Origin of the sequence: Streptomyces cinnabarinus (genome assembly GCF_027270315.1) — a bacterium.
Lineage (GTDB): Bacteria > Actinomycetota > Actinomycetes > Streptomycetales > Streptomycetaceae > Streptomyces > Streptomyces cinnabarinus.
The window spans coordinates 9,154,008-9,179,466 of record NZ_CP114413.1; the positions used below are offsets into that span (position 1 = coordinate 9,154,008).

Annotated in this window: 25 protein-coding genes and 8 pseudogenes; 15 read left to right on the top strand and 18 right to left on the bottom strand. The window is 68.8% G+C overall.

Features of this window, described 5'->3' with window-relative positions; translation table 11 throughout:
- Positions 1–5: 5 nt before the first annotated feature.
- Both STRCI_RS41215 and STRCI_RS41220 read right to left on the bottom strand, forming a co-directional pair.
- Positions 6–1,700 (bottom strand): aminotransferase class V-fold PLP-dependent enzyme, encoded by a 1,695-nt coding sequence (locus tag STRCI_RS41215; RefSeq protein WP_269664132.1) that lies wholly within the window; start codon positions 1,698–1,700, stop codon positions 6–8.
- Complete coding sequence (locus STRCI_RS41220; protein ID WP_269664133.1) at positions 1,697–2,149, bottom strand: OsmC family protein; 453 nt, start codon at positions 2,147–2,149, stop codon at positions 1,697–1,699. Before STRCI_RS41220 ends, STRCI_RS41215 begins: the two co-directional genes overlap by 4 nt.
- A 277-nt stretch (positions 2,150–2,426) precedes the next feature.
- Here STRCI_RS41220 and sqr point away from each other — a divergent pair, with 277 nt between their 5' ends.
- From sqr to STRCI_RS41235, 3 genes are read left to right on the top strand one after another with little or no spacing between them, the layout of a single operon-like run.
- Positions 2,427–3,668: a type III sulfide quinone reductase, selenoprotein subtype gene (gene sqr / locus STRCI_RS41225; protein ID WP_269664134.1), complete on the top strand. Its 1,242-nt coding sequence runs from the start codon at positions 2,427–2,429 to the stop codon at positions 3,666–3,668.
- A gap of 17 nt (positions 3,669–3,685) precedes the next feature.
- The gene (locus STRCI_RS41230; RefSeq protein WP_269664135.1) at positions 3,686–4,003 is read left to right on the top strand and encodes a TusE/DsrC/DsvC family sulfur relay protein; all 318 of its coding nucleotides are present in this window, start codon (positions 3,686–3,688) and stop codon (positions 4,001–4,003) included.
- Between the two features lie 14 nt (positions 4,004–4,017).
- Positions 4,018–4,491 carry a DsrE/DsrF/DrsH-like family protein gene (locus STRCI_RS41235; protein WP_269664136.1) on the top strand — a complete coding sequence of 158 codons (474 nt, stop codon included), beginning with the start codon at positions 4,018–4,020 and terminating at the stop codon, positions 4,489–4,491.
- Positions 4,492–4,502: 11 nt separating this feature from the next.
- Here the strand turns inward: STRCI_RS41235 and STRCI_RS41240 are convergent, their stop codons facing one another.
- From STRCI_RS41240 to STRCI_RS41265, 6 genes are all read right to left on the bottom strand, one after another.
- Positions 4,503–4,793, bottom strand: coding sequence for a hypothetical protein (locus STRCI_RS41240; RefSeq protein ID WP_269664137.1), 291 nt, complete (start codon positions 4,791–4,793; stop codon positions 4,503–4,505).
- 160 nt (positions 4,794–4,953) lie between these two features.
- The gene (locus tag STRCI_RS41245) at positions 4,954–5,874 is read right to left on the bottom strand and encodes a sulfite exporter TauE/SafE family protein (protein ID WP_269664138.1); all 921 of its coding nucleotides are present in this window, start codon (positions 5,872–5,874) and stop codon (positions 4,954–4,956) included.
- Positions 5,871–6,452, bottom strand: a complete 582-nt coding sequence (locus STRCI_RS41250; RefSeq protein ID WP_269664139.1) for a rhodanese-like domain-containing protein — start codon at positions 6,450–6,452, stop codon at positions 5,871–5,873. Before STRCI_RS41250 ends, STRCI_RS41245 begins: the two co-directional genes overlap by 4 nt.
- 87 nt (positions 6,453–6,539) lie before the next feature.
- Entirely contained in the window at positions 6,540–7,925 is a 1,386-nt protein-coding gene (locus STRCI_RS41255) for an MBL fold metallo-hydrolase (protein WP_269664140.1), read from the bottom strand.
- Positions 7,926–8,062: 137 nt separating this feature from the next.
- A complete protein-coding gene (locus STRCI_RS41260; protein ID WP_269664141.1) occupies positions 8,063–9,292 on the bottom strand; it encodes an NAD(P)/FAD-dependent oxidoreductase in 1,230 nt (409 codons plus the stop codon).
- A gap of 43 nt (positions 9,293–9,335) precedes the next feature.
- On the bottom strand, positions 9,336–9,662 hold the full coding sequence (locus STRCI_RS41265; protein WP_269664142.1) for a rhodanese-like domain-containing protein: 327 nt from the start codon (positions 9,660–9,662) through the stop codon (positions 9,336–9,338).
- A 133-nt stretch (positions 9,663–9,795) separates the two neighbouring features.
- Here STRCI_RS41265 and STRCI_RS43700 point away from each other — a divergent pair.
- The 7 genes and pseudogenes from STRCI_RS43700 to STRCI_RS41295 form a co-directional block, all read left to right on the top strand.
- Positions 9,796–9,954 (top strand): annotated as a pseudogene (locus tag STRCI_RS43700) (HAD hydrolase family protein); the annotation flags it as partial.
- Between the two features lie 128 nt (positions 9,955–10,082).
- Positions 10,083–10,448: a hypothetical protein gene (locus STRCI_RS43705; RefSeq protein ID WP_472926758.1), complete on the top strand. Its 366-nt coding sequence runs from the start codon at positions 10,083–10,085 to the stop codon at positions 10,446–10,448.
- A gap of 6 nt (positions 10,449–10,454) precedes the next feature.
- Positions 10,455–10,790, top strand: a complete 336-nt coding sequence (locus tag STRCI_RS41275) for a metal-sensitive transcriptional regulator (protein ID WP_269664143.1) — start codon at positions 10,455–10,457, stop codon at positions 10,788–10,790.
- A 653-nt stretch (positions 10,791–11,443) separates the two neighbouring features.
- Complete coding sequence (locus STRCI_RS41280; RefSeq protein ID WP_269664144.1) at positions 11,444–13,063, top strand: multicopper oxidase family protein; 1,620 nt, start codon at positions 11,444–11,446, stop codon at positions 13,061–13,063.
- 168 nt (positions 13,064–13,231) lie between these two features.
- Positions 13,232–13,764: pseudogene (locus STRCI_RS41285) on the top strand (DUF4396 domain-containing protein).
- A 424-nt stretch (positions 13,765–14,188) separates the two neighbouring features.
- A complete protein-coding gene (locus STRCI_RS41290) occupies positions 14,189–14,383 on the top strand; it encodes a hypothetical protein (protein WP_269664145.1) in 195 nt (64 codons plus the stop codon).
- A gap of 140 nt (positions 14,384–14,523) precedes the next feature.
- Positions 14,524–14,973 (top strand): annotated as a pseudogene (locus tag STRCI_RS41295) (transposase).
- Positions 14,974–15,597: 624 nt separating this feature from the next.
- Here the strand turns inward: STRCI_RS41295 and STRCI_RS41300 are convergent.
- Positions 15,598–16,203 (bottom strand): TetR/AcrR family transcriptional regulator, encoded by a 606-nt coding sequence (locus STRCI_RS41300; RefSeq protein WP_269664146.1) that lies wholly within the window; start codon positions 16,201–16,203, stop codon positions 15,598–15,600.
- Positions 16,204–16,434: 231 nt separating this feature from the next.
- Between STRCI_RS41300 and STRCI_RS41305 the strand changes: the two genes are divergently transcribed.
- The 3 genes and pseudogenes from STRCI_RS41305 to STRCI_RS41315 form a co-directional block, all read left to right on the top strand.
- Entirely contained in the window at positions 16,435–17,649 is a 1,215-nt protein-coding gene (locus tag STRCI_RS41305; protein ID WP_269664147.1) for a right-handed parallel beta-helix repeat-containing protein, read from the top strand.
- Positions 17,650–17,703: 54 nt separating this feature from the next.
- Positions 17,704–17,841, top strand: a complete 138-nt coding sequence (locus tag STRCI_RS41310; protein ID WP_269664148.1) for a hypothetical protein — start codon at positions 17,704–17,706, stop codon at positions 17,839–17,841.
- Between the two features lie 179 nt (positions 17,842–18,020).
- Positions 18,021–18,509 (top strand): annotated as a pseudogene (locus tag STRCI_RS41315) (transposase); the annotation flags it as partial.
- On the opposite strand, the gene STRCI_RS41320 reads toward STRCI_RS41315, so the two are convergent.
- The 5 genes and pseudogenes from STRCI_RS41320 to STRCI_RS41335 form a co-directional block, all read right to left on the bottom strand.
- The gene (locus STRCI_RS41320; RefSeq protein WP_269664149.1) at positions 18,507–18,899 is read right to left on the bottom strand and encodes an integrase core domain-containing protein; all 393 of its coding nucleotides are present in this window, start codon (positions 18,897–18,899) and stop codon (positions 18,507–18,509) included. The pseudogene STRCI_RS41315 and the gene STRCI_RS41320 overlap by 3 nt on opposite strands.
- 64 nt (positions 18,900–18,963) lie before the next feature.
- Positions 18,964–19,188: pseudogene (locus STRCI_RS43620) on the bottom strand (transposase); the annotation flags it as partial.
- Positions 19,189–19,427: 239 nt separating this feature from the next.
- Entirely contained in the window at positions 19,428–19,787 is a 360-nt protein-coding gene (locus tag STRCI_RS41325; RefSeq protein ID WP_269664150.1) for a RacP protein, read from the bottom strand.
- Positions 19,788–19,873: 86 nt separating this feature from the next.
- Positions 19,874–20,086 (bottom strand): annotated as a pseudogene (locus STRCI_RS41330) (DUF6192 family protein); the annotation flags it as partial.
- A gap of 57 nt (positions 20,087–20,143) precedes the next feature.
- Positions 20,144–20,391: pseudogene (locus tag STRCI_RS41335) on the bottom strand (transposase); the annotation flags it as partial.
- A 303-nt stretch (positions 20,392–20,694) separates the two neighbouring features.
- Between STRCI_RS41335 and STRCI_RS41340 the strand changes: the two are divergent.
- Entirely contained in the window at positions 20,695–20,991 is a 297-nt protein-coding gene (locus STRCI_RS41340) for a hypothetical protein (RefSeq protein WP_269664151.1), read from the top strand.
- 177 nt (positions 20,992–21,168) lie between these two features.
- On the opposite strand, the gene STRCI_RS41345 is transcribed toward STRCI_RS41340, so the two are convergent.
- Complete coding sequence (locus tag STRCI_RS41345) at positions 21,169–21,627, bottom strand: SRPBCC family protein (RefSeq protein ID WP_269664152.1); 459 nt, start codon at positions 21,625–21,627, stop codon at positions 21,169–21,171.
- 211 nt (positions 21,628–21,838) lie between these two features.
- Between STRCI_RS41345 and STRCI_RS41350 the strand changes: the two are divergent.
- A pseudogene (locus STRCI_RS41350) lies at positions 21,839–22,186 on the top strand (IS701 family transposase); the annotation flags it as partial.
- A 513-nt stretch (positions 22,187–22,699) separates the two neighbouring features.
- On the opposite strand, the gene STRCI_RS41355 reads toward STRCI_RS41350, so the two are convergent.
- From STRCI_RS41355 to STRCI_RS41365, 3 genes are all read right to left on the bottom strand, one after another.
- Positions 22,700–23,887 carry an IS4 family transposase gene (locus STRCI_RS41355; protein WP_418953437.1) on the bottom strand — a complete coding sequence of 396 codons (1,188 nt, stop codon included), beginning with the start codon at positions 23,885–23,887 and terminating at the stop codon, positions 22,700–22,702.
- A gap of 232 nt (positions 23,888–24,119) precedes the next feature.
- The gene (locus STRCI_RS41360) at positions 24,120–24,500 is read right to left on the bottom strand and encodes a hypothetical protein (RefSeq protein WP_269664154.1); all 381 of its coding nucleotides are present in this window, start codon (positions 24,498–24,500) and stop codon (positions 24,120–24,122) included.
- Complete coding sequence (locus STRCI_RS41365; RefSeq protein ID WP_269664155.1) at positions 24,469–25,344, bottom strand: hypothetical protein; 876 nt, start codon at positions 25,342–25,344, stop codon at positions 24,469–24,471. The genes STRCI_RS41360 and STRCI_RS41365 overlap by 32 nt, the downstream gene beginning before the upstream one ends.
- Between the last annotated feature and the right edge of the window lie 115 nt (positions 25,345–25,459).

Here is a 25,459-nt window from a genome sequence, read left to right on the forward strand (position 1 = left end):
TTGGTTCAACCGGTTCCCGTCGGGGTTTGTTCCAGGCAGGCGGGAGGGAGAGGGAACCAGCGCATGCGCTCGAAGTCGGCCGGTAGTCCAGTGGGGCCGCCGTCGAGGCGGTCCGGACGGGCGGCCAGCATCTCGCGGGCGCGGTCGAGCTGACCGGGCAGTGCCTCCTCGCCCAGCCGACGGTGGCGAACGGCCGGGGCGATCAGCCGGCCGTCGGCCGTGCAGCGCACATCGGTCAGCCGCAGCGGAGAGTCGGCGGGTCCGGCGCGGTGGTGCCACTGTCCGGTGTGCGGGTCGAAGCGGTAGTCGGTCAGGAGCCGGTGCCCGCGGGTGGCGATCAGGTCGACGGCGTCGATGAGGTAGTCGCGGACGGTGTCGCTGATGAAGTAGTTGAAGTTGACGCGGGCCCAGCCTGGCTTGATGCCGTCACAGCCGTGCACGACCTCGTCGAGCAGGGCGTGCGAGGTGGCGGCGTCGATGGCCAGCAGGCGGTGGCCGTAGGGTCCCGCGCAGGAGCAGCCGCCGCGGGCCTGGATGCCGAACAGGTCGTTGAGCAGGGCGACGACGTAGTTGTGGTGCAGCAGGGCGTGCTCGCCGTGGCGGATGCGGAACGACACGATCGACAGCCGGCGGGCGTGGTGGTTGCCGAGGATCTCGATGGCGGGGTTGCGGTCCCACTGACTGAGCGCGCGGCGCCAATGGCGCTCCTCGGCGGCCTGGATCGTGTCGGTGCCGACCGCCTGTTTGAGGGTGAAGACGAGCCCGGCCCGGATGGATTCGACGATCGCGGGGGTGCCGCCCTCCTCGCGGGCCACCGGATCGTCGAGATAGCGGTGGCCGAGCGGATCGACGAAGGCGACCGTGCCGCCCCCGGGCACGGTGGGGACCCGGTTGCGCACGAGCTCGCGCCGAACGACGAGCACCCCCGGGGTCTGCGGGCCGCCGACGAACTTGTGCGGGGACAGGAACAGCGCGTCCTTGTGGTCCTCGGCGCCCGGCGTGCTCCGGGCCATCCGGATCGGGATGTACGGTGCCGCCGCCGCGTAGTCCCAGAAGGACAGGGCGCCGTATGCGTGCAGCAGCCGCGCGACGCGCTCGGTGTCGGTCAGGATGCCGGTGACGTTGGAGGCGGCGGAGAAGCTGCCGATGCGCAGCGGGCGGTCGGCGTACCGCCGCAGCCCGGCCTCCAGCCCGGCCAGGTCGATGTGGCCGTCGGCGTCTTCGTCGATCACGACGACGTCGGCGATGGACTCGCGCCAGGGCAGTTCGTTGGAGTGGTGCTCATAGGGGCCCACGAACACCACCGGCCGTTCGGCTGCCGCGGGCCGGTCCGGGTGCCGCAACTCCAGGATGCCGACCAGCTTGTTGACCGCGGCGGTGGCACCGGACCCGCAGAAGATGACGAGGTCGTCCTCGGTGCCGCAGACCGCGTCCCGGATGATCCGGCGGGCGTCCTCGCGCAGCCGGGTCGTCTGCAGGCCAGTGCTGGAGCTCTCCGTGTGCGTGTTGCCGTAGCGCGGCAGCACCTGCTCGCGGACGAAGTCCTCGATGAAGTCGAGGGAGCGGCCGGAGGCGGTGTAGTCGGCGTAGACGATCCGCTTCGGTCCGTAGGGGCCCTCCAGTACCTCGTCGTCGCCGATGAGGCCGTCGCGGACGCGGTCCAGCAGTGCTGATGCGGTCGGTGCCGAGGTCGTGGTCATGGTTCCAGCTCGATGTCGATCTCGGGTGGCTCGTGGAGGGTGTTGTGGACCGTGCAGCGCGAGGCCACGGCCAGCAGTGCGGCGCGGCGCTGCTCGGGCAGCTCGGGGGGCGGGACGACCAGCAGGCGCAGCGCGGCGACTCGCGCCGGGCGGTCCGTTGCCATGGTGAATTCCGTACGGACGCGCAGGCCGGCCCGGGGCAGATTGTGGCGGTGGAGGTAGCGGCCCGCGTAGAACGCCACGCAGGTGGCCAGGGAGGCCGCGAAGAGCTCGGTGGGAGTGGGTGCGGTGTCCGTGCCGCCCGCCTCGACGGGCTGGTCGACCTGGAGGCGGTGTCCGCGGACGTCCACGGTGTAGGCGTCGCCCTCGACATGGACGACCTCCAGGCGATGCACGCCCAGGGAGCCGGTTCGGTTCGTGCTGAGGGTCTGCGGTGTGGTGCCGGTCATGGCCGGACCCCTCTCGCTGGTGTCGGCTGTCCGGTTTCCAGTCGACCGCTGAGGGTGCGGCCCGGGTGAGGGGCCGACGGGGTGCGTCGAGGACCGTTGGGCCCTCGCGCCTGATGTCGCGGCGATATACCCTGCCCGGTATTTTACCAGGGCGTTCGAGGCGGGCAACCGGGGCCAGGAGGGGCGGTGGGCCCGGTCGCAAACATACCCGGGTGGGTACTGGAGTGGGGACCAGCGGCCCATGCCCGGCCCTCATCTCCCGCACGACAGTGGGGACATGGGCAAACACATCGTGATTCTCGGCGGCGGAACCGCCGGCACCATGACGGCCAACCGTCTGTGTCGCACGTACGACCAGGACGAGTGCCGGATCACGGTCGTCGACCAGGACGACGACCACCTCTATCAGCCCGGACTGCTGTTCGTGCCGTTCGGTCTCGCTCAGCCGCACCACCTGGTGCGCTCCCGCCCCCGGCAGTTGGACGCGGCCGTCGACTACAAGGCGGCGGGGGTCGAACGGGTCGACCTGGACGCGCGGACCGTACACCTCGCTGGTGGCATCCGGCTGTCGTACGACGTCCTCGTCGTCGCCACCGGCGCGAGGCTGCTGCCCCAGGAGACCGACGGGCTGACCGGTCCCGGATGGGGGGAGAGGGTCTTCACTTTCTACGACCTTCCCGGCGCGGCCGGCCTGCACGACGCGCTGGAGCGTTTCGACTGCGGCCGCGTGGTGATCGACGTGGCCGACCTGCCGGTCAAGTGCCCGGTCGCCCCACTGGAATTCGCCTTCCTCGCCGACTGGTACTTCCAGCGGCGAGGACTTCGCGACCGGGTCGAGCTGACGTATGTCACTGCGCTGGACGGTGCGTTCACCAAGCCGGTCGCGGCGAAGGCGCTGGGCGGGCTCCTCAAGGACAAGGGCATCGAGCTGGTCACCGAGTTCACCCTCGGTGAGGTCGACGGCGCGGGCGGTCGGCTCGTCTCGTACGACGAGCGCGAGGTGCCCTTCGACCTGGCGGTCGTCGTGCCCCTGCACGGCGGCGCGGAGTACGTGGGCCGCTCAGAGGGCCTGGGCGACGAACTCGACTTCGTCCCCGTCGATCCGCACACGCTCCAGCTCCCGGGCCGCCCGGACGTGTTCGCGATCGGGGACGCGGCGGGGCTGTCGGCGTCCAAGGCGGGTTCGGTGGCGCATTTCGAGGGGGAGGTACTGGTGCACAACATCGGCCGGTTCCTGGCCGGTCAGCCGCTGGACGCGTCCTTCGACGGGCACGCCAACTGCTTTGTGGAGACCGGCTTCCACAAGGCTCTGCTCATTGACTTCAACTACGACACCGAGCCGCTGCACGGCCACTTCCCGGGCCCGGTCGGCCTGCCCCTGCTGAAGGAGTCGCACGCCGCCCACCTCGGCAAACTCGCTTTCGAGTGGCTGTACTGGCACAGCCTGCTGCCCGGCCGGGAGCTGCCCGGCATCGGCTCGGCCATGCCCGAGCGCGGCAAGAACCACGTATCCGTCTGAACGGAGAGGACCCCGACATGCTCACCGCCACCTACGCCGACACGGCCGTCCCGGTCGACGACGAGGGCTTCTTCACCGACCCCGCACGCTGGACCGAGCCGATGGCCGAGCAGATCGCTGCGGAAGCCGGTATCGACACGCTGACCGACCGGCACTGGACGGTCATCCGCTTCATGCGCGAGCAGTACGCCGCCAAGGGCACCGGCCCCACCGTGCGCGTGCTCGGCAAGACCTCCGGCGTCAGCGTCAAGGAGCTCTACCAGCTGTTCCCGAAGGGACCGGCGAAGACCGCCGCAAGGATCGCCGGCATCCCCAAGCCCCGCGGCTGCATCTGAAGGAGCGTGCGCTCATGGCCGACACCGCCACGATCGAGAAAGTCTCGATCATCGTCTCCAAGGGGTCACTGGAGGGGATCTACCCAGCACTGATCATGGCCAACGGTGCCCGCGCCGAAGGCATCGAGGCCGACCTGTTCTTCACCTTCTTCGGGCTGGACGCTGTCACGAAGAAGCGCTGGGAGCACATCAAGCTCGCCACGGTCGGCAACCCCGGCCTGCACCTGCCGACCCTGCTGGGCGGCTTCCCGGGCGTGCCCGACCTGGTCACGCGTTACATGGAACGGAAGATGGACCGGCTCGACATCCCGCCGATCCCCGAATTCATCGAGATGATCGCCGACACGGGAGCGGGTATCTATGCCTGCAAGGCGTCGGTGGACCTGTTCGAACTCGACCAGGACGATCTCGTCGAGCAGGTCCAGGGCATCATCACGGTCGGCGAGTTCTACGAACGCGCGGCCGGCAGCGAGATCATATACACCTGAGACGACCGGCTTCACGCTGCAGAGGTGGCCTCGCGCGTCGCCTGGAACGGCTCGTTGCCGCCCTCGGCCAGGCCGGCATGCAGGAGGAGCAGGCGGGCCAGGTCACGTGCCTCGTCTGCGGTGAGAGCCGCCCACACGCCCGGTTCGCCGCCCTGGTCCCGGCCTACGTCCAGGGCGACCCGGCTGATGGGCCGCTCCGCAGACGCGAGCTGCAGGCGCCGTACGCCGATCCTGCGCCCGCAGGTGGTCACGACGCAGCTGTCCTCGCCCGTAGCGGGCCAGTCACGGTCTGCGGTCGCCATCGTTCTCACACTCCTTGGCCGGGTGAGGTGACAGTCCCCAGCGGGTGTCCTCCGCGACAGCCGTGCTGTCTGCGACCTCGATACCCTGAGGGGTATCTGTAACAGCACTGCGCAGGGCCGCATTGTTCCCCCGCGCGGATGTTTGCTCCGGGGCGTTTGCTCATGGGCGGGTGACGAGAGGGTCAGGGCTTTCGCTGTCCGGCTCTTCCGGGGTGGTGCTCGTCCGCTCCGGCGTGCGAGCGATGCGCCTGAGCAGGTACCAGCTGACCCCGACACCTGCTGCCGCGGCCGCGTAGCTCCATGTCCAGGGGCTGGTGAGCAGCGTGTGACGCAGATCGGAACCGATCTGTTGGCCGAGGACGAACACGCCCATGACAGCGACGAACCAGCCGAAGGACTTGCGCAGCGCGTCCTGCGGGATGCGCCCGGCGAGCAGGCCGCCGAGCAGGCTGCCGACGACGGCGGCGGCCGTGACGACCGAGGCGAAGCCCCAGTCGATGTGCACCGTGGTGAGGTAGCCGGCCAGCCCTGCGAAGGACTTCATGGAGATGACCAGCAGGGAGGTGCCGACCGCGACGGTCATCGCCAGGCCGCCGAGCAGCGCGAGTGCGGGAACGACGAGGAATCCGCCGCCCGCGCCGACCAGTCCGGTGACCAGCCCGACGACGATGCCGTCGAGCAGCACGTGGAGGACGGGGAGTTCGTGGTGGGCCTTCGTCGATGCTTTCCGGCGGCCGCGGATCATGGCGACGGCGGTGGCGATCATCATGAGGGCGAACGCGATGAGCAGGACGGTGCCGGGGATGAACCCGGCCAGGCGTCCGCCTGCGTAGGCGCCGGTCATGCCGGCCAGACCGAACAGCAGCCCGGTACGCCACCGGACGCGTCCGGCGCGGGCGTGCGAGACGACGCCGGCGGCGCTGGTGACGCCGACGACGAACAGCGACGTGGCGATGGCCTCCTTGGTCTCCATGCCGGCCAGGTAGATCAGGATGGGCACGGTCAGGATGGACCCGCCGCCGCCCAGGATTCCGAGACTGACACCGATGAGCAGGGATGCGGCGACGACGGCGGCGATCATTGGGTGCCCCGCAGGGCGGCGACGACTGTGTCGAGGTCGGTGCGCGGGCCGCGGTTGTAGGGCAGCTTCGACAACAGCATGCCCATCGCGCAGGTGTTGGTGAGCGCGGCAACGGTCAGTCCCGCCCCGACGGCCGTGCCGATCAGATGCAGTCCGGGCACGATCAGGCCCGCGACACCGGTCACCAGCACCAGGCTTCCGGCGACGAGCCGGACCTGGCGTTCCAGGTCCCAGCGGGCGGGCCCGCGGGTGAGCGGGCCGCCGGCGGCCTCCCAGGCCATGACACCACCGTCGAGAACACGCAGGTTGGGCAGTCCGGCCTCGGCGAGGGCCTGTTCGGCCTGAGTGGCGCGGGCGCCGGAGCGGCAGATGAGGATGACGTCCTCGTCGAGGTGGTTCAACAGCTCGGCGCGGTGCTCGCGGAGGGTGTCGAGGGGGACGTTGTAGGAGCCGGGGATGTGCGCGGTGCGGAACTCGCCGGGCGTGCGTACGTCCAGCAGGCGCGGGCCCCCACCGGAGCGGGTCAGGTCGCGCAGGGCGGCGGTGTCGAGGCGTGGTTTGTCGGCATGGAGGGTCATCGGGGGGTTCCCTGCTGTGTGAAGTGTTCTGTGCTGACGGGGGCGGGCGGCGGCCGGCGCTGCGGTCGCCGCCCGCAGTGCGGTGGATCAGACGTCGGCGGGCGCGGGCAGGGCCGGCCAGGCGCCGTATCCGCCGAGCAGGTCGGAGACGTCGGTGCGGCCCGTGTGCCGGAGCAGGCTGGCGGCGATCGAAGAGCGGTGGCCGCCCGCGCAGTGCACGACCAGGGGCCGGTCGGCCGGGATCTCGTCGAGGCGGCGGGCCAGTTCGGCCAGTGGGATGTGCAGCGAGTCTTCGATGAAGCCCTCTTCGCGCTCGGCGGGGTTGCGCACGTCGAGTACCAGCGGCGGTTCAGCGCTGTTCAGCAGCCCGCGCAGCCCGTCGGCGGTCAGGCGGCTGGCCTGCTCCATGTCGTCGGCGAGGGCGGGGAAGACGCCCTCGGGTTCACGCAGGTAGCCGCCGACCTTGTCGAAGCCGATCCGGGCGAGCCGGGTGACGACCTCCTCCTCACGGTCCTGCGGCGCCACCACCACAACCTCCTGCTCAGGGCCGACGACCATGCCCGCCTGCTCGGCGAAGCGGCCGTCCGCGGGCACGTTGACCGAGCCACGCAGATACCCGGGCGCGAAGTCCTGCGGTGAACGGGCGTCGAGGACGACCGCGCCGGCCGCGCGCCGCTCCATGAACTCCTCGACCGACAGGGGCCGCGGTGCGGCTGCCGCGTCGAACAGGCCGTGCTCCTTGCGGTTGAGAATGGCGTCGTAGACGAAGTAGGCGGGCGCGGAGGGCTGTCCGGCCGTCACCAGCTCGACGAACTTCTCCTCGCTCATCGGGCGGCAGGCGTAGTTGGTGAGGCGCTGTTCGCCGATGGTGGACTGGCGCTGGGTGGACAGGTTCTTGCCGCAGGCGGAGCCGGCCCCGTGCGCGGGAAAGACCCGGACCGCGTCGGGCAGGGCCATCAGCTTGTGCTGGATGGTGTCGTAGAGCATGCGGCCGAGTTCGTCGGCGGTCACGCCGATCGAGGCGAGCAGGTCGGGCCGGCCGACGTCGCCGATGAACAGCGCGTCACCGGTCAGTACGCCGTAGGGGACGGGGTCGCCGGTGTGCTCGTACACCAGCACACTGATCGACTCGGGTGTGTGACCCGGGGTTTCGAGGATCTGCAGCTGGACGTCGCCGAGGCTGATCCGCTCCCCGTCGGCCAGCTTGCGGATGGGGTACTCGGCTTCGGCGCGCTGCCCGTAGCCGATCCAGGCGCCGGTGCGGTCGGCCAGCTCCAGGTGGCCGGCGAGGAAGTCGGCGTGGAAGTGGGTGTTGAGGACGGCCTCGATGGTGAAGCCGTGGGCGGCGGCGTCGGTGAGGTACTCGGAGACATCGCGGCGAGGGTCGACGACGACGGCCTTGCCCGTGGTTTCGTCGGCGATCAGATAGGACGCCTGGGAGAGGCAGTCGAGGTAGTACTGGGCGAAGAACATGGTCGGGTGACCTCCAGATCGGACAGAATGATTACCCCCGGGGGGTATGTAGAAGCATCTGATCCGCCCTTGTCTGAGGGCGAGGGCGAGGGCGAGGGCGAGGCCGGCCCGGGTCGGGGGATGCCCGGGCCGGCCGGTCAGAGGCGGCCGGTCAGCATGCCGTGCCAGTACGCGGGCGGCAGTACGTACCGCTTGAACAGCCACATGTCCCGCCGCTCCTTGAACGTGTCGATCAGCGGGAAGGTGGGAGCGGGGCGCAGGTCGTAGTCGAACTCGGCGAGCAGCATCCGGTCGCGGGCGGTCACCAGCGGGCAGGACGTGTAGCCGTCGTACCGGCGCGACGGGGAGCGGCCGTTCAGCACGTCCAGCAGATTCGCCGCGACCACGGGGGCCTGCTTGCGTACGGCCGCGCCGGTCTTGGAGGTGGGCAGGTGCGCCACGTCGCCGAGGGAGAACACGTTGTCGTACGTCGGGTGTTGCAGCGTGTGCCGGTCGGCGGCGACGAAACCCTGCGGGCTGGCCCGATCGGCGAGCGGACTGGTCTTGACCCAGTCGGGGGCGCTCTGCGGCGGCACGGCGTGCAGGAAGTCGTAGCCGATGGTTTCCTGCGTGCCGTCGGCGTGGTCGGTGACGGTGATCTCGCGGCGGCCGCCGTCGACGGCGGTCATCTCCGAGCGCAGCCGCACTTCGATGCCGTACCGGTGGGCCACCTTCTCCAGTACTTGAGACCAGACCGGCACCTTGAACATCGTCGGGTCGGGGATGACGAGGATGATCCGGATGTCGTCGAGGACATTGCGCTTGCGCCAGCTGTCGGCGGCAAGGTAGGCGATCTTCTGCGGGGCGCCGCCGCACTTGAGCGGGGACGCCGGGTGGGTGAAGACGGCCGTTCCCGAGCGCATCTGCCGGATCAGCTCCCAGGTGCGCGGGGCGTATTGCGGCGCGTAATTGCTGCTCACCGCGTCGTGGCCGACCGCCTCGGCCAGCCCCGGCACGCCGTCCCAGTCGAGTTGAAGGCCCGGCGCCATCACGAGGTGCTCGTAGGTGAGTTCGGCGCCCTCGGAGAGCGTCACCGTGCGGGTGTCGGGGTCGACGGCCAGGGCGCGGCGGCGGATCCACCGCACGTCGTCGGGTATGACCGCCCCTTCGGGGCGGCGGCTGATGCGCAGAGGCGCCTGGCCGCCGCCGACCAGGGTCCACAGGGGCTGGTACCAGTGTGTGTCGGACGGTTCGATCAGGGTGATGTCGCGGGCGCCGGCGCGGCGCAGGCGGGCCGCGACGCTGATACCGGCACTGCCGCCGCCGATGACGGCGACGCGGTGACGGCCGGTGAGCGGTTCGTCCGCGGGGGAGGGGGTGGCGGCCAAGGCGGGCTCCTTTCCGGCGGGCCGGGGTGGGTGTGTACGGGCGTCAGGTCGCGTGCTCGTGCGCGCCGGCCGCGACGGGACGCCCGCCGCGCGCCCAGGCGCCGGTGCCGCCGGCCACGGAGTAGGCGTCGATGCCGCCGGAGGTCATCCAGTCCGCGGCCGTCTTGCTGCGGTTGCCGCTGGCGCAGATCACGTACACCGGTCGGTCGGCGGGCAGCTCGCTGAGGCGGGCGGGCACGGTGCGCAGCGGCATCAGCCGCGCGCCGGGAACGTGCCCGGCCGCGTACTCGTCCGCCTCCCGTACGTCGACCACGAGCGGGCCGTCGGCCCACGCCGCGGCGAACGCCTCCAGCGTCACTTCACGAGCCATTTCGTTGCCTCCTCAATTACCCCCGGGGGTATCTTGTTGGCGAGAGTACGGCGGCATGCGGGGGAGCGTCAAATACCCCCAGGGGTATTTGCCTGAGAGGCAACGCGCTGAGGGCGAAGGCCGCACCGTCGGCATGGTCGGCGACGGCATCAACGACGCCCCCGCCCTGGCCGCCGCCGACGTCGGCCTGGCCATCGGAACCGGCACGGACGTGGCCATCGAGGCCGCCGACATCACCCTGATCTCCGGCTCGCTGAGCGGAGTCGTCACCGCGATCCGCCTGTCTCGGGCCACCATGCGCAACATCAGGCAGAACCTGTTCTTCGCCCTGGTCTACAACGCCGTCGGCATCCCCTCGCCGCGGGCGCCCTCTACCCACTGTGGGGAGATTGGCTCAGCCCGATCATCGCCGCCGCGGCCATGGCGCTCAGCTCCCTGTCGGTCGTCACCAACGCCTCCCGGCTGCGCCGCTGGCACCCCCAGCCGCTGCCCGAGGCCCAGCCGTCCCGCGTCCAGCCCCGTGTCGAGTCCGGCGCCGAACGAGCCCAGGCCGACGGCATGGCCGCGGCGGGGCATGGGCACCCCCACACCGCTTCCCAAGGCGGGGACACCGCGGTCGCGGACCCGGTGCGCGGCATGCAGGTGGACAGGACCAGCGCCGCCCAACACCGGCAGGACCGAGTACGGCACGTACTACTTCTGCTCCGCTCGCTGCGCCGCCACGTTCGACGGGGACCCGGACCGCTACACCGCCCCGATGTCCGGCAGCCCGCGCGAGGGAGGTGAACCTCGATGACCACCGCTCCAGCCGCCTCTCGCCACGCCCACGAACAGCACACCCAGGCACTCGGTTACGCCGACAACAAGGCCGCCGACCACCTCGCCCGGCTGAGCAAGATCGAAGGACAGATACGCGGCATCTCCCGCATGGTCACCGGCGACCGCTACTGCATCGACGTCCTTACCCAGATCACAGCCGCCAGCCGCGCCCTCCAAGAAGTCGCCCTCAGTCTCCTCGACGACCACGTGCGCGGCTGCGTCACCGGCGCCGCCCGCACCGATCCCGCCCAAGCCGAGGAGAAGTTCGCAGAACTGTGCGACACCTTGCGCCGCGCAGTGCGTCTGTAGCCACTCTTGCGGTGGGTGTCCGCGCCCTCCCCGCTCCAGTCGCCCAATTACCCCGAGGGGTATATTGACGACGGCGAGCCGTTTTCAGCACCAGCACGGACGGAAGCCATGACGACAGTCGACCACCGGCGAGGCGGCGCCAGCAGCGCCGCACTCCGGTGGACGCGCGCTGCCGTCATCGCGCTGATGGCGGCGCTCGCTGTTCTCGTTCACCACGAGACGGGTGTGGCCAACACTCTCGTGCCGCCCACGGCGGCCTCGGACATGAGCAGCCTCGCGGGCATGCACCACGCGGCCGCAATAGCCCATTCCGTAGACACGAACGGGCACGCCACGTCGCCGGGCGCCACGGCCACGGCCGACAATCATGGGGCATGCTCTGGCACGGTGATGCAGCACTGCTCCGCCGCCGGTGTCGACAGCGTGAAGCTCGCGCCTCCTCACCACCCCTCCAGCAGCCGGGTTCCGGCCCTCCCTTCCGGAGCAGCCGCCCGCCACGACGTCCCGGGAACGACGGGCCGGGCGCCACCCGATCTTTCGGTTCTCTCTCGATTGCTGCTGTAGGCCGCGCCCTCGGCTGCGCGCGTTCACGCGTGCGCTCAGCCGAGACCGCACGCGACCGAACAGAAGCGACATCGAGAAGAGGACACCCTGTGAACAGCATGAACCGCCGTTCCGTCCTGCTGGCCGGCCTCAGCGTCGCGGGCGCGGGTGCGTTCGCCGCCTGCAGCGGCTCCGGCAGCACGCCTGCCCTGATCAGCCCCTCCGGCCCGGCCGTCGCCGCCGCCGACAAGAAGCGCACGAAGAGCGGCAGGGCGCACGAGCTGACCCTGACCGCAGCACAGGCCAAGGTTGACCTGGGCGCCGGACTCACGGCCGGCACCTGGGCCTTCAGCGGCCAGGCCCCGGGCAAGGAACTGCGCGTCTCGGCCGGTGACACGCTCGCCGCCACGCTGTCCAACCAGCTGCCCAACCGAGCCGCCACCTCCATCCACTGGCACGGCATTGCCCTGCGCAACGACATGGACGGCGCACCGCCGGCCACCCAGACCGCCGTCCGAGCCGGCCGTAACTTCACCTACCGGTTCACCGTGGACGCTCCCGGCACCTACTTCTTCCACCCGCACGTTGGTGTCCAGCTCGACCGGGGCCTGCACGCGCCGTTGATCGTGGAGGACCCCAAGGAGCCACTGTCGTACGACGAGGAGTGGGTGGTCGTCCTCGACGACTGGCTCGACGGCGTCACCGGCACCCCGGACGACGTCTTCGCCGAGCTGAAGCAGGGCATGGGCGGGATGCACATGGGCGAGGCTTCCGGCAGCTCGTCCAGCTCCTCCGGCCACGACATGGGACACATGGGCGGAATGGACATGGACGGCGGCACGGGCGCGACGAGCAGCTCACCGTCCCCGTCCTCCGGCGCAGGCATGTCGACGAAGTTCATGCTGATGGGCGCCCGGAGCCCGCTGCTCGGCGGCGACGCCGGCGACGTGAAGTACCCCCACCACCTGATCAACGGCCGCGTCCCGGCCGACCCGGAGGTCTTCCGCACCAAGCCCGGCAAGCGGATCCGACTGCGACTGATCAACGCCGGCGGCGACACCGCGTACCGCGTCGCCCTCGGCGGCCACAGGCTCACCCTCACCCACACCGACGGCTTCCCGATCCGGCACCAGCAGGTCGACGCCGTGCTGATCGGCATGGGCGAACGCTACGACGCCCTCGTCACCCTGGGCGATGGCGTGTTCCCCCTCGTCGCACTGGCAGAGGGCAAGAACGCCACCGGGCTGGCGCTGGTCCGCACAGGCTCGGGCAGCGCGCCGAAGCCGACGACGCGCCCGAAGGAACTGGACGGAACCATCATCACCGCGTCACAGCTCCGCGCGGGCGACGACGTACGGCTGCCCTCAAAGCCGACGGATCAGGTCCACCGCATCGAACTCACCGGCGGCATGATGACGTACAACTGGGCCATCAACGGCAAGCGATTCGACATGAACAACCCGACCGCGAGCCCCATCACGGTCGAGCAAGGCCAGCGAGTACGGCTGAACTTCGTCAACACCACCACCATGTGGCACCCGATGCACCTCCACGGCCACACCTACCAACTCGGCACCGGCGGCCCGCGCAAGGACACCGCGATCGTCCTCCCGCGGAAGACTCTGTCGGTGTTCTTCGACGCCGACAACCCGGGCCAGTGGATGCTGCACTGCCACAACGCCTACCACGGCGAAGCCGGAATGATGGCCCTCGTGGCCTACCAGAGCTGATCTCCACCACACCGGTTCATTTACACCCACCGCCAACCCCTCCGTTCAGGAGCGGGCCACAGCCCCCGCGTGGTATAAGCCATCGACTATATACCCATGGGGGTATATAGTCGATGGCTTTGGGTCCCGGGAACGGGTCACGCTGGACGGGAATCGAAGATGAAGGTCATGGACCACACCGCTCATCACACCGGCACCACGCGTGAGCACGCTGCCAGGAGGGCCACGGTCATGACGCCCACGCGGCGCACCACGGCGCTCACGCGAGGGCGTCCTGGTCCATAGCGGTGAGGGCGACGCTGCACTGCCTGACCGGCTGCGCCATCGGCGAGATCCTCGGCATGGTCATCGGCACCGCGCTGATGTGGGGCAACGCGCCCACCATGGCCCTGGCGATCACGCTGGCATTCCTCTTCGGCTACTCGTTCACGCTGTTCGCGGTCCTCCGGGCCGGCCTCGACCTCAAGTCCGCGATCAAGGGCGCGCTGGCCGCCGACACCGTATCGATCGCGGTCATGGAGCTCGTCGACAACGCCGTCATCGCCCTCACCCCGGGTGCGATGGACGCCCACCTGTTCGACGGGTTGTTCTGGGCGGCCCTGCTGGGCGGATTCGCGGTGGCCTTCCTGGTCACCACGCCGGTCAACAAGTGGATGATCGGCCGCGGCAACGGCCACGCCGTCGTCCACGCCCACCACTGACGAACCCCTGCAGACCCACGCCTTCGGGTCGTCCCTGACATAACAGGGACGACCCGAAGGCGTTTGCGTCACCGAGACAGGGCGAACCCGGCAGAGCGCCGAAGCCCAGGGCCCATTCAGCAGCGCGCGGCTCGCCTGTTCAGCGATGGGGACAGGGCGTACGCCACCACCACGTCGGCCAGGGGCGGGAAGGTACAGGATCCACCGTGCACCCCGGCACGGCTCAGGGTGTGCGCGACGCCGACACTCGGCAGCAACAGGTCCAGCTGTACGAGTCGCAGGGCTCGGTCACCGAGCCGCGTCCCCGTCGCCTACGCGTCACGCCGGGCGGGCCGGCCCGCATCCTGGGGACGCAGGCCGGCCAGGGTCACCGTCGCGAGCCGCCGCACAGCAGCCTTCGACGACAGGGTTCCGGTCCCGGTGAGTGCGTGCAGGCAGTAGCCGGGCAGTTCTCCGGAGAGATGTCGTCCCGGACCTCGCCCGCCTGAACCGCTTCGGCCAGCAGCCCCCGGACGAAGTGCCGCAGATGCTGCTCGGTGTGCGCGACATGGTCACCCCGGTGCAGGACGGCGGACAGCTCTCCCCCTGTCCGTGCCGCTGCTGCTGGATCAACGCGTAGCGCTCCAGCACCGCTTCGAGCCGCTCACCAGGGGTGCCGGGACGGTCCTTGAGTTCGGCGAGTTCGGCAAGGTGACCGGCGATCTGCCCCTCGTGCCACGCCGCCAAGACGACTCAACGTCCGAGAAGTACTTGTACAGAGTGGCCCGCCCGATGCCGCTCTCCTCGGCGATCCGCCACGCCACCCTGCGCGGCACCAAGGCCATCGTCATCAAGTTCGACAAGGAGACGTGTCGCCCCTGCCCGGTGCGCGACCAGTGCACCCGCTCGAAGACCGGCGGTCGGACCCTCTGCCTGCAACCCCGCGAGCTGCAAGAAGTCCTCGACCATGCCCGTCTCCAGCAGGCCGACGAGTAGTGGCGAGCCAAGTACGGAACCCGCGCGGGCATCGAGGGAACCATCCACCAGGCGGTCGCGGTCACCGGGATGAGACGTGCCCGCTACCTCGGTCTCCAGAAGTCCCACCTGGAGCACGTCTTCTCCGCCGTTGCGCTCAACCTCATTCGCCTCGACGCCTGGTGGAACGGCCACCCGCTCGACCGCACACGCGTCAGCCACCTTGCCCGCCTCGACCTCTCCCTCACCGCGTGACCGAATAAGCCAGCAGGATCGGTGACAGCGTTCTACCCGGCACCCCGTGACCCGGCGGAGGGTCACTCGCCAGGTTCGTGCTCTGCCTGTCGCTCCTGCCGTGCTCCTGCAGCGTCTGGAAGGCAGCGAAATACAGCAGCCCGTCACCGTCAACGACCCTTGGGGCCGAGGCCGTTCACTGGAGCGGATAGACGAAGATCGCCAACAGCTTTGGCTACTGGCCAGCGCACGAGCGGCATGGGGATGGCGTGCGCGCTTCTGGCTGTTGGCCTGGCCCTTTCGCGACATGGAGCCGACTGTGGACCGTTCGGGGGTTTTGGGGGATTCCCAGCGAGCGGCGGTAGGGATCGGCGAGTATGCGCAGATGGCGAACTCGGGGGTGCGGGCGAGGAGCCATCCTAGGCCTGTCCTGCGGATCAGGCCGGATCCGGTCGACGCCCCCTTGTACGCCGCAGATGTGCGCGCCAAGCCCGGCAGCCCCGGCAAGTTCCGCCGGACAGGTCCTACTGGTTCAACAGAACACAGCCTGAAGACTGCTCGCCACGGGGAGATGATCCACCGCTGCGAAAGCCGTGCCAGGACACGCAGGCGAGTGCGCGGGCACCCCTGCCGCCGGTGCCTGAATCAGGCGTGCTCCGGCTCATCCTCCATCGGGTCAGCGACACCGAGCAGAGCGAAGCAGATGTGCAGCACCGCGTCCTCCAGGCTGGGGACTTCGTCGATGCTCCCCTGCCGCAGGCACCGGCATAGAGCCTCATGGGTGGCGTCGGCGGCGGCGAGGTAGTTGGCGTGCGGGACGCGACGGTACTCAGGAAGCCTGGTGCGCCAGACGCGCATCGACTCGGCGAACCAGGAGCGGCAGGCGTCCTGGTGCTCTCGGGCGCGGCCGCCGGCCGACGCCGTCTCCAGGAAGAACGCCTTGGCGAATTCCGGTTCTTCGGCGACCAGTCTGAGGTAGGCGCGGATCGAGGCGCGGAGTGTCGCCACGGGCGCGAGTGACTGTTCCGACGATTGCGCGAACGACGCCTTGAGGCACTTGATGGTCAGCTCACGGCTCGCCTCGGCGGCGGCGATGAAGCACTCTTCCTTGTCCGCGAAGAGTGCGTAGAACGTCTTGCGGGATACGCCTGCTCGCGACGTGACGTCGGCCACGGTCGTGGCGAGGTAGCCCTTTTCGGCCACCACGACCGTCATCGCGTAGAGGAGTCGTTGGCGCTGAGAGCCCGTCACGAGCTCCTGCGCGAGCCCGTGTGGCCCGCGGGGAAGGCTGGTCAGATGTGGCTTCAGTCGGGGCCGGATCGAATCTGTCATGGCTGCCAAGCATTCTGATACATGTTGTGTACGCGAATGTTTCTCACTCTGTCGCTCGATGAGAAGCCCGCAGGACGAGAGATCCCGCCGGACGAGACAGAAAGAAGAGAGGCACCCCCCACCATGAAGAACTCAACTGCCCTTTCGGCGATGACCGCCTTACTGGCGGCCGTTGCCGGGACCGTCGCTGTCGCGCCGACTCCCGCGCAGGCGGTCGACGGGCCCGTGACCATGATCGTCGACTCCGCTCTGGATGCCGTGGACGCCGACGTGTCCGACGGCGTCTGCCGTACCGCTGCAGGAACCTGCACCCTGCGCGCGGCGGTCATGGCCGCCAACACCCGGCCCGGCAGCACGATCGAGCTGCCCGCCGGCCACTACCGCCTGTCCATCCCGCCGAATCCCGAGTACCTGAACACCCGCACTGCCGACCCGACCACAGGCGACCTGAACGTCACCGCGCCCACCACCTTCCGAGGGGCTGGCGCACGGGAGACCGTCATCGACGCAGACCGTGTCGACCGGGTCTTGCGCATGGGAGCCGACACCACACTGTCCGACCTCACCGTCACCGGAGGCGAGGCCAAGCAACGCGAGGTGCGCTTCACCGACCCCGGCGGTGGCGGTATCGCCAACAGCAAGAACATGACGCTGCGCCGTGTGGCGGTCACCGGAAACACCGCCGGCTACGGAGGAGGCATCTTCAACATCCCGGACTCCCACCTGACCCTGATCGAGAGCACTGTCAGCAACAACACCGCCGGCGAAGCCGGAGGCATCCGCTTCGACGACACGGGCACCGTCCTCAACTCCACGATCGCAGACAACCGCGTGACTGACGACTGGGACAGGCCGGGCAGCCTGTCCGGATACGGAGGCGGCATCGACATCCGCGGCACTGGCCTGGTGGACATCCGCAACTCCACGATCACAGGCAACACTTCCACCGACGGAGGGGGCGGGATCAACATCGCCCCCGCCTACCTGGACAGCCTGCCCTCCGGGGTCACCGACGCGATCGACGCACCGCTGGGCCACCTCGCCCTGCAGAACACGATCATCGCCGGCAACACCGTCGGCCCCGCCCCCGGCGACTGCAAGAAGGCCTTCGCCGCGATCGAGTCCCGCGGCGGCAACCTCGACAGCGCCGGCACCTGCGGTCTGACAGCCGCGGGCGATCTGCCCCGCCAGGAACCGCGCCTCGGCCCCCTGGGCAACCACGGCGGGCCCACGGACACCGCGGCACTGCTGTTCGGCAGCCCGGCCATTGACGCGGCCTCCGACTGCCCCGCCACCGATCAGAGAGGCGTCACCCGGCCTCAGGGCCCGGCCTGCGACATCGGCGCCTTCGAGTACCAGCCCTGATCCCCGCTACCCCCTCCTCTGGGTCGGGACGCCTTCCAGTGTCATCAACCCGGTGTGCGGCTGCTGTTGAGGCTGGGGATGGTGCGGCACTACTGGGACGCGCTGAAGGGCGCTCTCAGACTGCGTGACCGCTCCAAGGCGGCGGACGAACCGGCGCACTTCACGCTGCTGACGCGAGCGGAACGGCCGTGACCCGCTGGTTCGATGCGGGTGTCGCCTTGGAGACCGGGCCGTTTGCGTGTGGCGCTGCGGGCATTGGCGGCACGTCACGGCGTGGTGCGGCACCGGCCGTCCGACGGATCGGTGTCCACCGCGTCAGAGGTGTGTCCACGGTGAACTCCGCTGGGGCCTTGACCCAAGGCCCCAGCGCCGGCCGCGAAACCTTACGCGGCCTGCTCGCCCGCCGCGGCATCACCTTCCAGCGCACAAAGACCTGGAAGGAATCCCCCGACCCCGAACGGGAGACGAAGCTGGACCGGATCGAGGAGGTCCTTGACCGCTTCCCGGACCGGGTCTTCGCCTTCGACGAGTTCGGCCCGCTCGAGATCCGGCCCATCGCGGGCTCGGGCTGGGCCGAACAGTAACATCCCGACCGGATGCCGGCGACCTACCACCGCACCCACGGAGTCCGGTACCTCCACGGCTGCTACTCGGTCGGTGACGACACCCTGTGGGGCGTCAACCGTCGCAGGAAGGGCGCCGGGAACACGCTGGCCGCACTGAAGTCGATCCGTGCCGCCCGACCCGACGGCGCACCGATCTACGTGATCCTGGACAACCTGTCCGCCCACAAGGGCGCAGACATCCGCCGCTGGGCCAAGAAACACAAGGTCGAACTGTGCTTCACCCCGTGGTGGTCAGGCTGAGAGTGCGGTCTCGTATTCGGCGGGACTGCGGTAGCCGAGGCTGCTGTGCAGACGGTGCAAGTTGTACCAGCCCTCGATGAAGTCGAGGATCGCGGTGCGGGCGGCGGCCCGGCTGGGCCAGACGGTGGTGTCGAGCAACTCCCGTTTGATGGTGGCGAAGAACGACTCGGCGAGTGCGTTGTCCCAGCACTGTCCGGTGCGCCCGCCGGACAGAATGACACCCAACTCCGCTGCCAGTGACGTGAATTGCTGGCTGGTGTATTGACAGCCGCGATTGGAGTGAAAGATCACCGGCCGGGTGGGACGACGCTGGCGGCAGGCGGAGCTGAGAGCGTCCGCGACCAGACCGGTCCGCAGATGATCGGCGGTGGACCAGCCGACCACGCGGCGCGAGGCAATTCGCTTTTCGCAGCACCTCGATCGTCTCCACCTGCTCAGCGGCCAACCTCCGCAGTCGGCGCAGCTCTTCGCGCTCGGCCGTCGTCAGCTCTCCCGGCGCCCCCTGCCCGCGGTCGATCGCGTCCTGCTTGACCCAGTTCCGCAGGCCCTCGGCACTGACCCCGATCTGACGGGCCACCTCGGTGACGGTCTTCCCGGAGGAGCGCACGAGCGCGACCGCGTCCCGCTTGAACTCCTCCGTGTACCGCCTGCTGCGGTTGCTCTTACTTCCCACCCGGCACTACTTCCTCTGGAACCTCATGTCCCCGTCTCCAGGTGTCCACGATCAAGGGGAAGGCTCAGGATCGGCAGCAGCGGCTCGATGAGGGCCCACTCTGCGTCCGTCATGTCCGAGGGATAGCGGGAAGTGCGCATGCGAGAAGGCCAGGGGCCAGCCGGATCGGGGAATGCGGGATGGGCGGACCGGGCCGAGTCCCTGGGCTCCTTCGCGTGAGGCGGACCACCTCCCTTGGGTTACTGGAGTTGCGGGTGGGCGATCATGCCGAGCGAGCTCTGGATGGCGTTCATCTGCGCGACGACGTAGGCCACCCAGCGGCTCTTGGGAAAGAGTCGGGCGTGCGGGTCAAGAACACCGGTGATCACGCTGCTGATCTGCGTGTACTTCACCTCGGCCCACTGCCGCTCCCATGCCTCCAGCTCGTCGGCGTCCTCGCAGAAGTGATAGCCCCGGTCGAACGACCACATCAGGGGCGGCCACCGCTTCCCGCCCGCCAACTCGCGGTAGGCGGCAAGGCCGCGCACGATCTGCGAGCGGGACAGCTCGGTGACCACCATCAGCCGGGACTTCTTCAGCCCGGCCGGGGCGGTCTCCATCAACGCAAGCCGGATGGTGTCGGCGTGACGCGCGGCACTGGGTGAGCGGCGTCGGTCGCGCTCCCGTGTCCTGGAGCGCGGCATCACTACTCGCCCCGCAACAGCCGCGCCAGTGCGTCGTCGACGTCGACGTTCCCGGTGTCGACAGCGTGTTCCATCCAGTCCAGGGTGGCCCGGCAGCGGGCGATGTTCTCGTGCAGGAGCGAGCGTTCCTCCACCGAGACTGCGCGGCCGTGCAGTCCGGGCACGACCCGGCCGGCGGCGGCCACGAAGGCGTGGCAGGCAGTGACCAGGTCGAGAGAAAGGCCACGCTCGCAGAACCCAAACGCCCGAATCATCCCCAGCGGTTCCCGCTCCCGGCCGACCCAAGAGCCCCCTTCCAGCAGGGCCTCGAGCATGCCGGCGTCACGCCGCTGGCCGGAAGCGGTGGGAGTCGGTCGGCCAGGCGCCGAACTCCTGCGGCATCTCCCGCCACTGCCCGCCCGTCTTGAACCGCCAGATCACGCCCTCGAACTGCTGGCGCGGGGTACGGGCCATATTCGCCAATCGGCAGGTACGGCCCCATGAACTCCCGCTCTTCCTTCGTCAGTTGTACTTGCGTCACGCAAGATGATCGCCGGATCAGACTTCTGGGCGAGGGTAAAATCCCGCAAATTGATCACGGCTCGATACGTTCCAGGTAGGCGCGGCCGCACGTATTGGCCGGAATGATGTGCGCCAAATGGCCCACCCGTTTGAGCGGGCGTTCATGCATACAAATTGTTGACGCGTTCCTGGCCTGCATCGCCGGACGTGAGCCGTACCTCGGACTCGCGGTCTGGCGACCAGAATTTCCGGCCGCGTGTACTAGGATCCGCCACTAGCATCACTCGATTGACCGTTGCTCACCCAATGGATAGGAGACCCGATGCTCGGCGTGCTCGTGACTTTCGCACAAACCGACAAGTTTGATCGTGCAACTCTCGTAAAGATTGCCGGCGAACTCCGTGGACCGTTCGAAGGCATGGTCGGCCTTCGCTTCAAGAGCTTCATGCTCGACGAAGACGGCGTTCAGGCAAGGAACTTCTACGTGTGGGATGACGAGGAGAAAGGCCGGTCCTTCTTCACGGAGGAGCTCGTCGACAAGGTGGCGGGGATTTATGGCGTCCCGCCCAAAATCGAATACCTCGATATCGTTGGGTTCGTCGACAACTCTGGCGCCTGATTCTCAAGGAGGCTGTGGCGCAAACATTTGCTGTCCAGGCCGTTTTAGGCCATCTGGGCATGCCATAGAACTTCCTCACATGCGACCCCAGTACTCCAGCCGTAGATCGTGATCTCTGGTCAGCGCGGCGTGAAGACAGTGCGGCCACCGGTAGGCCCCTCCCGGGGAGGAGTGATCTCAAGGCGACGCAGCCGACGACATCAGCTCTTCCAGCTTGTTGAGAGCCTGAGTCCAGCCTTCCTCGTGGAGAGCTTGTCGTCGCCCAGTTGCGAAGTCGCCCTGGGTGAAGACCAGCTCCGCCGACGTACCGTCGATATCGCGAAGCGACAGCGTCACTACGGTCTCTCGATCCTCGGGATCGGGATCCTCCCATCGGAAAGTGTAGGACAGGCGTTCCGGAGGGTCGACCTCAAGGAATTCCCCCACTAGGTAGAACAGATCGCCTTCCGGAGGCTGCATCGCAATCCGATAACCGCCTCCTGGCCGAAGGTCGCTTTCCATGCTCGGGGTGGTGAACCCTTCAGGGCCCCACCACTTGGCCAGTTCCTCTGGTTGGGTCAAGGCTCGGAATACGACCGAGCAGGGCGCGGTGAGAACACGCTGCATTTGTAGCCTCAGTCCGCGCTCGTGCGTCATCACGAACCCTTCCACCCAAAGGCGTCGAGGTCGACCACTACACCCATCCTAATGCGCTAGCCGTAGACTGCGATGTGGCTGGTCAGGGCAGTGCGAGGGCAGGTTCGGCCACCGGTGATCATCGTGTGTTGTGTGGACAAACGAAGATCAAGCGGTGGCCGCAGGCCATAGCGTAGACCCCGCGCGATGGCGGGGCATATTCGATGCCCTGATGGGTCGGATCGCGGGCCGATTCGTGCGGGTCGAAGCGCGACGCCGCGCACGATCCCTCGTCCTGGGACTGCTGTCCGACCTGCCAAAGAAGAATTGCTGGACGATCGCTGAGCATGCCGGACACGCCAGCCCGGACGGCCTGCAGCACCTGCTGGCCCGGGCCAAGTGGGACGCGGACGCGGTCCGCGACGACCTGCGCGGATACGTCGTGGAGCATCTCGGTGATCAGGATGCGGTACTGGTCGTCGACGAGACCGGCGACCTGAAGAAGGGCACCCACACCGTGGGCGTGCAGCGCCAGTACACCGGTACCGCGGGCCGCATCGAAAACTCCCAGGCCGGACTGGACGAACACCAGGTGAGGTGGTGGATGTCCTGGCGCCGGTGGGTCACCCTCGCCATGTTCGCCCGTGCCTTTCTCGCAGTCGTCCGCGCCGACGAACACGCCCGCCACCCCGCACCAGACGCCCTCATACCGCTCGCCCCAGGTAGGGGTGATGGCCAAGGCCGGGTAGTTAGCGTTTTCGCAGGTCACGCAACTGGTCCTGGGGACCATTGTGTTGCGGCGTAGAGGCCGGGTCCGAGCTTGTGGATTAGGCCACTGGCAGCCCAGCGATTCAGTTGTCTGTACATGGTCTCCAGGGTGATGTCGCCGAAGTGGGCGGCGATTTCACGGGGTTGCCACAGACGGGTGGGGTCTTCCTGGAGCACTGCCAGGACGCGGTGTCGGCGCCGCGCCGCAGGGGTTGAGTGCCGGTCGTCCCGGGAAGCTGTGGGCAGTGCGGGTGACTGATCCGCGGGTTCGAGGACAGTGACGTCGAGGTGGGTCACAGTGCGGCTGGTATTGGGCCGGCCGTCGTCACGCCGCTCGCTGTAGCGGGATGACCTTGCGGGTGCTGACCCGCTGCCGGCGGGGCGGGAGCAGGCTAGTGAGGATCCGACGGCCGAGCGTCCCGAGGAGCATGTCCCGGTCGGTGTCCGCGGGGATGATGCCGGTGGCCTGGAGCACCTGGTCGCGGGCGGTGTGGAGCGCGATGCTGAAACAGCAGCGGTCCGGGTCGGTGCCAGGGACGGACTCGGCGGCGTCGACCATCACGGTGCGCAGGGCCTGGTAGAGGGTGAGCAGGGACCACATCTCCTGCTCGATGCCTGCCGGGTCGCCCGAGCGCAGGTTGCGCCCGTTCATGATCGTGTGGCGGAGCGCGTAGTACGCCGATTCATGTTCCCAGCGCTGGTGATAGAGGCCCACCAGCGCGGTGGCAGGGTAACGGCGGGCGTCGGTCAAGGTCGTGACCAGCCGGTAGGACCCGGTGAAGGACGTGCCGTCCACGCAGGTCACAGCGATCTGTGCGTCGATGACCCGAACCTTCACAGTGCCGATCACCGACAGGTAGGAGCCGTCGACGAGGAGGGTGAGGACCGGCGTGCGCCGGTTGCTGCAGAGCCGGCCCAGGACCTGGGCGCCGGTGTCGGTGACCGCAGCGAGGAAGGTGTTGCTGTCGAAACCTTTGTCCAACATGTCCGGCCGCAGCAGGTGCAGCAGTCGGCTGGCGTAACTCGTTTCGCCCTCGGCGGTGGGACCGAACACCGCGCCGACCAGGGCCCGGGTGCCGGTCTCGATCAAAGTCATCAACTCCAGCGTCCGATAGCCATGATGCGAAGTCCTGCCCAGCCAGGCCCGGTTCCGCTCGGAATCGGGGACCCTCAGCGAACTGCAGCCGTCGAACGACACCATCCGGTAAAGGCCGAACCGCACCCCTGGTGTCGTCGGCCGGGCCAGCAGCCCGGCAAGTACCTCGAACAACGCCCGCATCGGCGCGCTGCCGATCCGTCGGCGCAGGTCACGCAACGCCTTCGCCGACGGATGGACCACCGGCATCCCGGACAGGCCCACGGTCAGCTTGTCCCAGACCAGCCGGTAGCCGACCTCAGGGAACAGGCACATCGCCAGCAGGAAGTAGACCCCGACCCGCGACGGCAGATCGCGCAGCCGTCGCTGTACCGCCCTCGTCTCCGCAAGGACCGTGTCCACGAGCTCGAACGGCACAACGGCAGTCAACTCGCCCAGATGCCCGGGAGCGAACGGGCCTGCGGCCACAGTGACCGTACGGGTGATAGTCGTCAGCGCAAACGGCAGGACACAATGACGGGGCAACGGAGCTCCTTCGGGACAAGCTGTCTTGGTCGACTGCCTGTACCAACGAGCTCCGTTGCTCTGCGTCGAGAACCCTGCAACTCCCCTGCACGACCTGCGAAAACGCTAACTACCCGGCCTTGGGTCAAGGCCCGTCCTTCCGGGCGATGCGGACCTGCCGTTCGGCCAGGGTGCGCCAGACCTTGTCGTCCCAGATGTCCAGGGCGGCGCTGCAGGCCATGCCCAGCCAGCCGATGCTCACCGTGTGGTCGTCCGCGGCCTCTGCGTAGGCGTCTACGGCACCCTGTAGTTGAACGCGTGCCGCCTGGCAGCCCTCGGTGGCCTGCGTGATCAAGCCGTCCAGCAGCAAGTCGAGTGGTCTGGGTGGCCGAGGGGTCGGCGTGGCGGCGACGGCCTTGGCGATGTCGCGCAGGCGTTCGGCCGGCCCGAAACGGCCGACGAATACGGCAGCCGCGAAGGCCTCGAGGAAGATTTCACGCGCCGTGGCGGCGTTGTGAGCCGCCATACGCTGCCTGCAGCAACAGTGACACTGCGGCATCGTCGCGTCGGGCTTCGTAGGCGATCTGGGCGCGCAGCCAGTCGGCACGGACGCTGTGGAGTGGTTTGAGCACGCCGGTGTCGATGCTGGACAGGAGACTGAGTGCCCGCTGCGGCGCACCGGCGTCACGCATTGCTTGGGCGGTACGCAGTGTGCGGTTGATGCGTAGCTCGGGCTCGGGGGGCAGGGTGGCTGACAGCTCAAGAAACGCGCCCGCTGCGGAGACCCATCCACGCGCCAGGGCGCCGTCGGCGGAGGCTTCCAGGTCGGCGGCCGCGTTCTCATCGGGTCCCGATGCGGCCTGGCCGCTGTGCCAGGCACGGCGGTCGGGGTCGTCGGTCGGCGAGGTGGACTGCGCGAGCGCGGCATGAGCCCTGCGCCGGTCGGACAGGGAGGCGGATGTGTACACGGCGGATCGCACCAGTGGGTGCCGGAAACGGACGCGGACCCCGATTTCCAGCAGGTCAGCCGCATGGGCGGGGACGGCTGCGGTCTTGGTGATGTTGAGACGGTCGGCGGCCCGCCACCGCAGCGGCGCGTCACCGAGCGGCTCGGCGGCAGCGACCAGCAGCAGGAGCCGAGTCGCATCGGGCAGGCTCGCCACTCGTTCGAGGAACGCTTCTTCGATCTTCCGCGTCACCGCCTGCGGGTCGGGGCCCGCACGTCTCGGCCACGGACCGGGCATCGTGGCCTGTGACAGCTCGAGCAGGGCGAGCGGATTCCCTCGTGCCTCATAAATGACAGTCCCGACCGGGGCTGGAGCGCAGGTGAGGACGACCTGCGGTTCTTGTGCGGCGACGACAGTGAGCACCTTCAAGATCTCGGCGCAGATGTCGGTGCCGACCTTGGCCTTCCTAGCCAGGATGTCCGGGGAGCCAGTCCGTTCGAGAGGGGCCGGCAGATCACCGCGACCGGCGGAGTGCCTC